10 protein-coding genes are annotated in these 12,255 nt (G+C 46.2%); 1 reads left to right on the plus strand and 9 read right to left on the minus strand.

The window, feature by feature from the left end:
• Nucleotides 1-91 precede the first annotated feature (91 nt).
• On the plus strand, nucleotides 92-2,341 hold the full coding sequence (locus tag MKY28_RS13725) for an FAD-dependent oxidoreductase (protein WP_340936206.1): 2,250 nt from the start codon (nucleotides 92-94) through the stop codon (nucleotides 2,339-2,341).
• 59 nt (nucleotides 2,342-2,400) lie between these two features.
• Here the strand turns inward: MKY28_RS13725 and bglB are convergent, their stop codons facing one another.
• From bglB to MKY28_RS13770, 9 genes are all read right to left on the minus strand, one after another.
• Nucleotides 2,401-3,471, minus strand: a complete 1,071-nt coding sequence (gene bglB, locus MKY28_RS13730; RefSeq protein ID WP_076327783.1) for a beta-galactosidase BglB — start codon at nucleotides 3,469-3,471, stop codon at nucleotides 2,401-2,403.
• Nucleotides 3,472-3,506: 35 nt separating this feature from the next.
• Nucleotides 3,507-6,014, minus strand: a complete 2,508-nt coding sequence (locus MKY28_RS13735) for a hypothetical protein (protein ID WP_340936207.1) — start codon at nucleotides 6,012-6,014, stop codon at nucleotides 3,507-3,509.
• A gap of 53 nt (nucleotides 6,015-6,067) precedes the next feature.
• Entirely contained in the window at nucleotides 6,068-6,892 is an 825-nt protein-coding gene (locus tag MKY28_RS13740; protein WP_036609056.1) for a carbohydrate ABC transporter permease, read from the minus strand.
• The gene (locus MKY28_RS13745) at nucleotides 6,892-7,797 is read right to left on the minus strand and encodes a carbohydrate ABC transporter permease (RefSeq protein ID WP_340936208.1); all 906 of its coding nucleotides are present in this window, start codon (nucleotides 7,795-7,797) and stop codon (nucleotides 6,892-6,894) included. The genes MKY28_RS13740 and MKY28_RS13745 overlap by 1 nt, the downstream gene beginning before the upstream one ends.
• A gap of 91 nt (nucleotides 7,798-7,888) precedes the next feature.
• On the minus strand, nucleotides 7,889-9,160 hold the full coding sequence (locus MKY28_RS13750; RefSeq protein ID WP_339188075.1) for an ABC transporter substrate-binding protein: 1,272 nt from the start codon (nucleotides 9,158-9,160) through the stop codon (nucleotides 7,889-7,891).
• A 22-nt stretch (nucleotides 9,161-9,182) separates the two neighbouring features.
• The gene (locus MKY28_RS13755; RefSeq protein WP_036609061.1) at nucleotides 9,183-10,064 is read right to left on the minus strand and encodes an AraC family transcriptional regulator; all 882 of its coding nucleotides are present in this window, start codon (nucleotides 10,062-10,064) and stop codon (nucleotides 9,183-9,185) included.
• 235 nt (nucleotides 10,065-10,299) lie between these two features.
• Nucleotides 10,300-11,094, minus strand: coding sequence for a phosphotransferase (locus MKY28_RS13760; RefSeq protein ID WP_340936209.1), 795 nt, complete (start codon nucleotides 11,092-11,094; stop codon nucleotides 10,300-10,302).
• A gap of 17 nt (nucleotides 11,095-11,111) precedes the next feature.
• Nucleotides 11,112-11,387 carry a hypothetical protein gene (locus tag MKY28_RS13765; RefSeq protein WP_047842597.1) on the minus strand — a complete coding sequence of 92 codons (276 nt, stop codon included), beginning with the start codon at nucleotides 11,385-11,387 and terminating at the stop codon, nucleotides 11,112-11,114.
• 165 nt (nucleotides 11,388-11,552) lie between these two features.
• Complete coding sequence (locus MKY28_RS13770; RefSeq protein ID WP_340936210.1) at nucleotides 11,553-12,092, minus strand: GNAT family N-acetyltransferase; 540 nt, start codon at nucleotides 12,090-12,092, stop codon at nucleotides 11,553-11,555.
• Nucleotides 12,093-12,255: the final 163 nt, after the last annotated feature.

Consider the following 12,255-nt stretch of genomic DNA (forward strand, 5'->3'; position numbering starts at 1 on the left):
TTTAAAAAGTGAATATATAAATCTAAGATGAAATTATAGATATGTAGTTGGAGTCAAGGTGGATCTAACTTCAGTTAAGGAGGTCACAGATATGAAACAAGAACATGTACAATACGACATCACCGTCATCGGCGGAGGACTTGCTGGTGTATGCGCCGCGATAGCCGCTGCCCGCATGGGGCAGCAGGTTGCGCTGGTGCAGAACCGCCCCGTGCTTGGCGGCAATTCCAGCAGCGAGGTTCGGGTCTGGGTGTGCGGTGCCACCGCCCACGGGATTAACCGTTATGCCCGGGAAACGGGTATTATGGGGGAATTGTTTGTAGAGAACCAGTACCGCAACCCGGAAGGCAACCCGTATCTCTGGGACCTAGTCATTCTCGAAGCGGTCCGAGCCGAATCGAATATCACCTTGTATTTAAATACGGATGTGCATGAAGTGCAAGCCTCAGGCGATGGGTATGAACGAAAGATCACCTCTGTCACTGGCTGGATGATGGGTTCTGAGCGCAAAATCCGATTCGAAAGCCAGATCTATCTGGACTGTACGGGTGATGGATTGGTCGGCTTTCTGGCTGGAGCAAAGTTTGCACTCGGCCGGGAAGCCCGCAGCGAATATGGTGAAGAGTGGGCACCAGAGGTGGCTGATCAGATCACGCTGGGCAGTACACTTCTCTTTTATACCAAAGATGCTGGTGCGCCTGTCCGCTATATCCCGCCCTCTTTTGCCAAGGATATTACACAGACCAGCATTCCGATTCGCCGGGTCATTCGCAGCGGGGATTCCGGTTGTCATTATTGGTGGATTGAATGGGGCGGTGAACATGACACCGTTCATGACAATGAGCTGATCCGTGATGAACTGTGGTCCGTGATCTACGGGATCTGGGACTATATCAAGAACTCCGGCAAGTTTGATGCAGATCATATGACGCTGGAGTGGATTGGTTCTCTACCTGGCAAAAGGGAGTACCGCCGCTTCACGGGTGACTATGTGCTCACCCAGAACGATATTATCAGCCAGCGGGAGTTCCCGGATGCCGTTGCCTTTGGCGGCTGGTCCATTGACCTGCATCCCCCGCAGGGCATGTACGCCGAAGCGAGTGGCTCGAAGCATATGCATGCCGATGGCGTATATCACGTGCCGTTCCGCTCGCTGTATTCCGCGAATGTGCGGAATATGCTCATGGCCGGGCGCGACATCAGTGCATCACATGTCGCCTTCGGCACAACGCGCGTCATGGCAACATGCGCGGTCATCGGCGAAGCCGCGGGTACGGGCGCGGCGCTCTGCGCGTCCATGGGGGTGTCGCCGCGCGAGCTCCACGCGAGGCATCTGGCGGTGCTGCAGCAGACGTTGCTGCGGCAGGACGCTTCCATCACCGGGGTGCGCAGCCACGATGAGCTGGATCTGGCCCGGCGTGCCCAGGTTACAGCCTCCAGCACGCTGACGGGCATCGCCCTTGAGCAGCCTGGCGAGACGTACCCGCTGGGTACAGATGTCGCCCTGCTGCTGCCTGTGCATCCAGTGCTCAGCGGCCTGGAGCTGCTGCTGGATGCATCCAGCGATACCGCGCTGACGGTAGAGCTGTGGGATACGGGGCGTAAGGAGAACTACGTCCCGCATTTGTTACAAGTTACGGCGACTGTTAACGTTACAGCAGGAACTGCGCAGTGGGTGAAGCTGCCGCTCGAATGGCGACCGGAAGAACCACAGAATGCTTTTATAATCATCCGCTCCAATAAAGCCGTCTCACTCTATCATTCGACAGAAGCACACAGCGGGGTGCTGATCTTCTTCAAAACAGAAGAAAACCACGTGTCCAAAAATCTGGAGGATCATGCCACGGATCAGCCTGTTGTATTATGGTCCATGCAGGGGTTGGCGCGTCAGCCATTCTGCTGTCGTACCCTCTCTGAGACTTCGGCCTATTCATCGGACAACACGATCAACGGTTACCATCGCCCCTTCGGTGGGCCGCAACAGTGGATGTCGCAGCCGATGCAGTCTGGCAATCCTGAATGGGTGCAACTGACATGGGAAGAGCCACAAACCTTGGCTGAGTTGCACTTGACGTTTAATGATGATGTGAACGAGGATCTGGTTAATTTACATCACCATCACACAACATTCCGCGTGATGCCTGAGCTGGTGCGTGATTATCACGTGGAGGTACTGACTCCTGCTGGCGAATGGACACAAGTCGCAAGTGTTCAAGAAAATCACAAAAGAAAAGTTATTCATCCCCTGGATGTCCCTGTGTCAGCTCAGGCTCTGAGAATCATAATTGATGCCACAAATGGCAGCAGATATGCCGAATTAATCGAGATTCGAGCTTACTAAAACAAAAAGGAGGATACAGGAAACTGTATCCCCTATCCTCCGTACAAGTCCGCCTGATTCTATTCGGCGGTTGGAGCCCGCAAGCCCTCAATCAGGATAAACAACGTAAGTGCTTGTCCATATCCCATCGGACTGATCGCTATATCTTTATAAAACTGAGCATCCTGCCCCACAGGTGTACCATAGGACACCTGCTGTACAACGCCGTTATCATCAATCTGTTTCAACACCGCTTCAAGCGCACTCAAGCCATTCTGGCGATAGGATTCATCCAGGTATCCATACCGGATTCCCTTAAGAATGCCGTATCCAATCGCTGCCGTTGCCGAAGTTTCTTTGTAAGAGGTTGGATCATCCAGCACAGTGTGCCACATGCCATCCTCACCTTGAAGCTTGCTCAGTGCTCTGACTTGAGCGGTTGCTGTATCCAACAGATAGGCCTTTAGCCCGTCTTCGATCGGAATGATATTCAGGAAATCCATAACTCCCGCCGTATACCATGCATTGCCTCTTCCCCAATGAACAGCACCATAGTTATGATTTTCATTGAAATCCCAGCCATGATAGAACAATCCGGTTTTCTTGTTATATAGATATTTGATATGCACAAGGAACTGTCGTTTGGCTTCTTCCACCATGTCGGGTTTCTTGAAGTATACCCCTGCCTTGGCCAAAAATAGCACCGTCATAAACAGGGTATCAATCAGAATTTGACCATCATTGGCATCTCCCGTGATCATATGTTGAAACGCACCATCTCCGGTTCGCAGCAGTCCATCCATGATCCAACTGCTCCACTCCTCACAGACCTGTTCGTACTCCTTGTTTCCGGTCAGCTCGCATAATGAGATCAAAGTAAGGAGCGGAGCGCAGGTGTTCACATTTTTTTCCGGTAACCCTTCCATCAGCCTTGCATTATACCATGATTCCAGAAATTCTAGCACTTTGGGATCTTTCGTTGCCTCATGGAGCTGAAGCAAGCCATACAGACCGACACCTTGCGGCCATTCCCATAGATGTATGTCGATTAGTCCGATGGGAAACTGTTCATTGATGCTTGTGTTTTTCATAGACTCCATCGCTTGGGATACCTTGCTTATTCTCTCCTGCAGCACCATTTGATTCAGCATGTTGGTTATCACTCCCTTGGTTTCTTACACACGATTCAGCGCTCCATGTCCAGTAACTTCAGTTGTCCCTTCACTCCATAACCTTCGTGTATAATTTCCTCTTCTTCAATAAGAAAAGGCTTGTTCATTCCCCATTGAATTGGACCATATACCGGGTCTGTTAGAGTGAGAGTTAAAGCTTGATTATCGAATTGCGGGCTTGCAGAACAAACTTGGTTGATAAAAGCGTCAAATGACCCGAATTGCTGTTCGCTTCCTGCTCTTATAATCCAGGCGTTACGCAAGCCAGGGGAAATAAGCTCACGTTTTCTTGTCACCCCGCTGCTCTCCATACTCGTCCCGTTGGCCGCATATATAGCTGCATAACCCTTATCCAAACGGGCAAAGTGCCAGTTCTCATGCCTTACCCATTCCGTGAAGGAGTGAGTAGGAAAATAAGCATGTGTCCAGTCAGAGTTGTTATCCGCAGGAATATCAAACATCATCAAAGCGATCCCTTCATGTTGAACAACATCGGGCAATATTCCATTCCCAGCCCAGAAGCAAGGTCGACCATCCCCATGCTTGTATATTTCTGCCGGATGATTCACCCAGATCAGCGCCTCAGGTGACAGAGATAAATGCTGGACATGCTCCTGATAACCTGGCTTGCCTGGACGAAAGCGAATGATTGAGGATAAGGAGTATTCCTTGGTCCGACAGTGATAGAGCTTGGCGTAACCTCCCTTGCCCTGCTGATTAGCGAACACCAACTGCTGATTGTCCCCGAGCAACAGATGCTCCTGATATTCTGCTGGAGGACTGTAATCGGATAAACTCAAGGCAACATTGCTTATTGAATAATTGTTTATATTGCCAACGCCATAAGCGATCCAGCACATTGAAGTGGTTCCCGCTGCATAACCACCCAGCAGTTCCTTCTCATAGCTGCGCCCAAACGTTGTGGACAAGACTCCTTGATGCATCTGAACGGTAATATAATAGAATAACAGGTCCATTGCCTTTTGGGCTTGCTGTCTGAGCTGTTCATTATGGGCAAATTCATAGATATGCAATAGCCCAACCGCATCAATCGGAATGTATGCACTTGAATTCCATTCTGCCAATCCTTCATCCAAAAAGCGCTCAAACCATAATACAAGCCTCTGCTCTGCTTTTTGACGGTGTACTTCACCGGATTCACCACTGTTGCTGAACATTTCATCCCCAAACAGCTGTCCGGCTAACAGTTCATTGGTATGGAACAACAAGGCATGGTTCTCACTGAAGAACCACATCACATCATCGCCAGGTTCATCAATCCAATATCGATAGCCAAGAATACTTGCTTTTACCCGATCCCAGAACGGTTCACTGAACAGACCGCTATTTCGCTCATCTCTCCATAGACGGAACAGTCCCACCAGATAGAAGTCACTGCAATCCTTCCGTTGCTCGATCCCTTCCACACCCTCAAGCAAAATGTTCTCCGCTTCTTGCAGATTGCCTCCTGTTTTGAGCATGGCGATGGCCTTATGAATATTGGGACTGCCCTTCTCGGCAATGCATCGCAGAGCCAAGGATTTGCGGGCTTCAATATCCGCAGCTTGCTGAGCAGCCTCATCATAGCTGGTATCATAGGATTGGCAGCCAAACTTCTTGGTTAGTACAACATTTGAAACTGAAATGGCCAGCGTGAAATATACGTAATGATGACCGAGTTGATTCGTATGTGCCAGGACCAGGTCAGTTTCCTTTTCGGCGATGTGTATCGTCTTATTTTCGGTGCCATCAAAAAAATTACCATACTGAATATCAATCTCTCTAACGATGTCCGGCAAGGGAAGCGGCAGCTTGAGCTTAATCTGCTCACCTTTGAAGATATCCGAAGGAAAATAAGCCTGTTCGAGGGCTTGCTCTGCGGATTTTACAGACTCCGCCAAATGAGAAGCAATAGGCAGGGAAATCACCAATTCCTCGTCTCCCAAATATTCCACCGCAAAAGCATACATGGTATCCCGCTCAGCCAGATCCTCCCAGCATGCATAGATCTCATTGATTCCAGCTACAAGTTCAGCTTTAATAACGATTTCCTGCTCCTTGTTACGCTTGAGTGGCGCAAAATCCGTTACCATTTCCCCATTCACCCACAACGTCAGACTGCCATAGGTCTTAATCCGCAAAGCGGCGGTATGAGCAGTCGGAGAAATGAGTCTTGTTGCCGCGTAACTGCGCAGATGTGTCGGTACAAACCAAAATCCTGATTGCTCTACCCGTGGATTATTCCAAGGTGAATACAGTGCCCAAGGCATTCCGTTCTCTTCTCCAACGAAGTCGTCTCCCGGGCTAGGAAACTCGCTCCATTGATCAAAAAATCGGTTCACAGGCTGCGTTCTCCTATGTTCTACAAATTCCTTTCTGCATGGATTCTCATGAATGGCAAAACCATCGATAAGCCAATCATTAATATCTCCCTCCATCGTTGTTGGAACAAAGGCAACAGGCTTTGTATATATGCCGCTGATCATCCAATGATTAATGACCTGATTGTGACCTAATTTCATAGGTTTATAATTCAAGGTATCCATCCCACTCCGGGTGGTATCTGACATTCAACTCATCCTTTCATTCCTGAAGTAATCATACCGCTGACAAAATACCGTTGGAAAACCATAAAAACAATCAGTACCGGAAGCATCGTGATGACGGACATCGCAAGCAAACTTCCCCAATCTACGTTGTATTCACCAATAAAATTAGAGAGTGCAAGCTGAATCGTATATTTCGATGGATCACTAATCGCAATTAACGGCCATACAAAATCATCCCATCTCCACATGAAGGAGAAGATTGCGAGCACCGCAAGAATCGGCTTCGCTATCGGAAGAATAATACTCCAGTAAATTTTCCATTCGCCCGCTCCATCCATCCGGGCAGCTTCCAACAGCTCGTCCGGTACGGACAACAAATACTGCCGCATAAGGAACACACCTGTCGGGGTTGCTGCTGGCGGGATAATAATCGCGAGTAGGCTATTATACAGCCCCAGTGCGCTCAGCACCTTGAATATAGGGATCATAATTACCTCAATCGGAATCATGAGTGTTGAGACAAAAGCGATTAATATGATCGCGCTTCCGCGGAAGCGATATTTCGCCAATGCAAAACCTGCCATGGAGTTAATCAATAACAGTAGCAGCGTTGAGCTTACAGTTACGATTGTACTATTCATAAAATACAAGCCAAAATCGCCTTTACTGAATGCCTCCTTGAAATGCTCGAAGGTGATTGGCTGCGGCCATAACTTGGGAGGGAAGCTGTACAGATCGCTATTCGTTTTTAGAGAAGAAATCACGACCCACAGGACAGGCAGGAGCCACACCACTGCGGCAACACTTAACAGACTGTAGATGAAGATTTTGACCATAGGCTTCATGACCATTACGTAGCCCCTCCTTTCGATAGACGGAATTGCAGAGCCGAGAATCCACCAATAAGGATAAACAGTATCACCGACATGGCACTGGCCAGACCGAGCTCCTGTCTGTTAAAGCCAATCTCATAAATATATTGAACAATATAGGTAGTATCTTTGCCCGGCCCACCACCTGTAAGCGCAAACATAAGTGGGAATGCTTTGAACGCGTCAATCAGAGTCAGCATAACAACAAGCAAACTTGTGGGCTTCAACAACGGGAGCGTAATATATCGAAACACCTTTATTCCCGTTGCCCCGTCCAAGCGGGCAGCCTCATAATAATCCGTAGGTATAGCCTGCAAACCCGCGATAAAAATGACCATGAAAAAGCCTGCACGTGACCATACCGTCGCGATGATTACAGCCGTATTTGCCCAAAAGGAAGAAGTTAAAAAACCAACAGGTTCCACACCAACCACGGTTAACAGATGATTCAAGATGCCAAATGAATCTCCGAAAATCCACTTCCAGGTCAATCCTACGATAATGTAAGAAATCATGGTCGGCCAGTAAAATACGGCCCTGAAGAACCCGCGCATTCTAATCTCGCGCGCAAGCAGCAAAGCAATGGCTAACGCTGCTGCATATATTAGCGGGACAACAATCGCTGCATAAATCCCCGTTCGTCCGATGGTCGACCAAAATTCCCGATCCCCTATAATTTTGATATAATTATCCAGCCCGTTGAACTTCATTGGGTTCAATCCATCATAGACATGGAAGGAATAATAGAGGCCCAATAAAGAAGGAAATACGATAAAAGTTCCAAAGATCAGGAGGTTGGGTAGTATAAACAGATAAGGAGCAATAATGAGCTTCCTGTTCTGTTTTGCCAGCGTATTTTTGTTTAATCGTTGTCCTTCACTCATCTGCTTGCCCCTTCCTTATGCGTTATTCGAAAGGGAGGCTTTACAGGAATCGCTAAGCCCCCGTATACGAATTAACCACATGGCTTTACGTTTATTGACTGCCAATAGCCTCGTTAATCAGCTTGGCTGTTCGATCCAATGCCTCCTGCGGAGTTGCCTTATCGGATAAAACCTCAACAATATTATTTTTCAGGTCCGTTGAAATTTTGGATATAATGGTCTGTCTGGACCAGTCATTAGCTGCAAGAGGCGAACTGTTCTTCAGTTCATCTGCGAAAATTTCAAACATCTCCTTGCCGAATTCATAATTCAATACAGAGCTGTCCTTCCGTGGACTCATAAACAATGATTCTTGGTTATATTTTGAATTCACTTCTTTGGACGTTAAGTATTCAATAAATTCTGCCGCCTCCTGCTCATATCCGCTGCCTTTGAATGCCATCAGAAACTTCCCGCCTGGCACTGAAGAACGTTGTGTTCCTTTTGGCATATAGGTGACTCCCCATTCAAAATCAGTGATATCCTTGTAATTGCTGATCATCCAGTTGCCAGCCCAGTGGGTAGCCACCGTCCCGGAACGGAACAGGTTGTTCGGATTTTCCCCTCCGAGCCATACGGATTCGGGCATGATACCTTCTTGATGAAGCTGCTTGAACTGCTCCATGCTACGGATTCCGGCTTCACTGTTAATCGCTGCTGCAGTGCCATCCTCTGTTAAGATGCTTCCACCATTCTGATACAAAAGAGTGGACCATCTATGCGGTGTGACATCCCATACCATGCCATAACGTGCTCCGCCTTTGTCCATAACCTCTTTTAACGCAGCTGTGTATTCATCCCACGTCCATACCTGGTCAGGAGAGGTCGGTACTTTGACGCCCGCTTTATCAAATAAGGTTTTGTTATAAATAAGCCCATTCGCTGTAACATCCATAGGCGCCGCTACCAGCTTGTCATTAATAACATAATAAGGTTTAAGTGAGTCAATAAATTGATCCTCGAATTGGTCCGCATTGTCCACGTAAGGTGTCAGATCAACCGCCTGATTAGCAAATGATCCGGTATCCGTGACCCGGCTCAGGGCAGGTGGCTTTCCACCGGATAACATTGTTTTTAATTTGGTTTGGATATCCTTGAAGCCAACTTCAATCAGGTTGATTTTAACCTTGGTATTGGTCTGCTCATAATCTTTAATGATTTCCTTGATGACTTCTCCTTCTTTTCCGTCAGAGAACCACAGGAAATCCAGGGTTGTTTGTTTTGGATTAGCATTGGTACCTGAATTTCCGCAAGCAGTCAATACGATGAGTAACATGACCAATACCATGCTAGTGATGAGCTTAAACGTTGTTCTTCTTGTCATATCAACATCTCCTTGGAAGGTTCTAATGAATTTTGGCTTCGTTGAGCAATTCACTTTTACGGAATAACTGTGGTGATACACCCACATATTGTTTAAAGGCCCTGCTAAAATATACAGGTGTGTTAAAACCTAGCGTCTCAGATATGGACAAAATCGGTGCATCCGTAGACAGCAACAATTTTTTGGCCTCTGCAACTCTTTTCCGTATAACATAGTTGCTTATGGTATATCCCGTCGTCTCTTTGAAAGAATGACAAATGTAGTATTTATTCAAATGGAGTGTTTTGGACAGTTCATCCAATGAAACATTCTCCGTGTAGTTCTGGTTTAAATAATGAAGAACCCGGCTTACGCTTGTTTGCTTCTGGGAAGAACATAAGATAGGATTGGCGGATTGCTCACTGGTTGTTTTCCGGTAAATCCGCAGTAGCAATTGGGTAAGACTCAATTTGACCATTGTTTTGTACCCTGTATTTCCTGCCCCCATCTCCTCCTTGATTCCCTTAAATATAGCTGTGATATACTCACGCTCCTCCGGAGGCCAATGCACCAATAACCCATTGGGATGACGGAATATGGACATCAGATTCTCCAACTGACTGACAGCAAGCATGTCCAAAAGCAATAATTCCGTGAAATTGACAAAACTTCGTTTGTACACCATTTCTCTTGAAGGATTGATTCGGTGGGGCACACCGCCTCTGAATATAAACATATCTCCAGGCAGCGGCTTATATATTCGGTCACCGATTAAAAAGGTTGCATCTCCTTGAATAAAATAATGTATCTCATACCCATTATGCGTATGAACAGGCCATTCATCCTGAAAATTATCTGCTTCTGATCGCACATAAACTTCATTTTCCTGCAAAGCAATATTCGTCGGGGTGTGTATGGTTAGCATCAGTAAGATCTCCCTTCCCAGAATATAAAAAGCAATATAGTTTAATAATTTACAATGATAGCGCTTTACAATGAATTGTATCACAGTTATTTCGATCTAATCTGAACTATATTGCTGTATTGTTGATCACAATTGTTGAAAATGATTAGAATGGAATTCATAGGGATTCGAAGATGGAAACAAAAAAACCGCTGTCCAGCCCGTAGGCTATCACGCGGTCCATTAGCATTACCTTTCAAACCCATTCATCCCAATGGTTTTCAAGAAAAATGACTTCTTTCTCATAGTGGGCCAGATGCCCCTCTTCGACCATCTTCATAAAAGCGACATCTCCATCAGCCGCACGATCAGTCAGTGTTTTACACATGAAACGGATACGTGATATGACCCAATCCTTCAAATCTGCTGGAACACTCAGCCCGTACGTAGCCATGAATAAGGCAATCCGTTCTTTTCGAACAGTTCCGTGTGCCTGGCTGACGTATGGCATTACACCCTTTCCGTCCATCTCTGGTGAGAAATTTGCGAGTGGAACGGATGTATACAAGACATAGGCGATATCCCACATTCGCGGACCCGGACCCGCCATATCAAAATCAATAATGCCTTGAGGACAGCCATCCTTGTACACCACATTATACGGCGCAAAATCGTTATGACATACAACTTCATCTTCTGTTATGCCTGGATATCTGTTCGTTGAAACTGATGTTGTTGTAAATCCAACGGTCGCATCATGGTAACTTCTCAACAGTTTTGCGACTTCAATCAAAGATTCGTCTGACCACATATACTCTTCTAGATCAGGGTAGTCATCGCCTGGAACGATGCCATCGAGGTAAGAGAGCGTTTCTCTCCCCTGTTCATCTATTCCCAGAAATCGAGGAGCTTGATCATAACCAACTTTTTCGAGATGTAAAAGCAGTTCAACCACATATGGATTTGGTTTCACATGCCGGCGAACCGTCTCACCTATTCTGACGACCTGATTCACATTACCTCCCGATAACACTTCCTCCTGTTGGGCCACTTTCATCCCTCCTCAAGCTAAACTTCCTTGTTATGCCCATGATTACGATTTTTCTTATAACTCCCCGGGAATCCCGCCACCAATAGTATGAATCCAACAAAGAACATGAAGTATACGAGTAAACCTGTTGGATGCTCGTTCATCTGAGCAAACTGGGGTACGTTCGTCCCTCCTGACGCATATCCTGCTTCTACTATAGCGACAGAGACTCGGATTGAAATTCTCTCCATCGTTGAAATAAACACACTGCCAAGCATGAGGACTACACCCAAAATCTTGTTAATATTATTCATTTCATGCCTCCTTGATTAACCGTTCACTTTTTATGAGGTTATCTACTTAATGTCTTTCGATTCTCTAGTCTATATTCCTGCATGTTATATTCACGGTCCGTTCTATATCATCATATCAAATAGCGGCGTCATCACTGACGCCGCTGTTGACGCTCTCTGTATAAGTTACGTTGCTACCACTTGGTGCAGATCCATACTATTTTGAAAAAAGGCTGACCGTTCAACATAATACAGATCATACATCTGTTCGTTCATATTAATCCGTTGATATACATCTGGATACACATCATTGGCTAACTTCACATAAGGCAGTTTTTGTACTGCTTTTCTGGATCTTATATTCTGCTTGCGTATCTTCATAAATACCGTTTCAATCCCATGTTCCAGAAACAATTCAACAAAAAAGGCTGATTTGGCTCTTTGGCTATACCCATTTCCAAAAAACGGTGATCCAATCCATGTGGCTAAAAAACCGGTTTGATGCTCAATATGATATAGATCAATGGTTCCAATAGGCTGCCCTGTTTCATTCAAAATCGTTCGGGAAATCACTGTCTTTTGCTCTTCTTCGACCATCAATTGTTTGGTCAGGAATAGATATTCTTCATACGATTGGCATTGATAACGAACGTAAGGAGAAACTGCGGGGTCCATCATTAAGCTGTACAGTGAAAGGCATTCCTGCAAATCACGTTTTTTTAACATTCTGTCTACCACCTAGTCCTTTTAGTTCGCTATATCAAGCAAATTAAGTATATAAAAGCTATTGTGGGATTTAATGAATTCTGTATGTGGCTTATGTAAAATGCATTGGTAAATGTTGTTCATCTTCATCTCCGGTAGCACAAAAAAACGGCATGTCCCTTTT

The organism is Paenibacillus sp. FSL R5-0473 (genome assembly GCF_038004565.1).
In the GTDB taxonomy this organism is placed as follows: Bacteria; Bacillota; Bacilli; order Paenibacillales; family Paenibacillaceae; genus Paenibacillus; species Paenibacillus amylolyticus.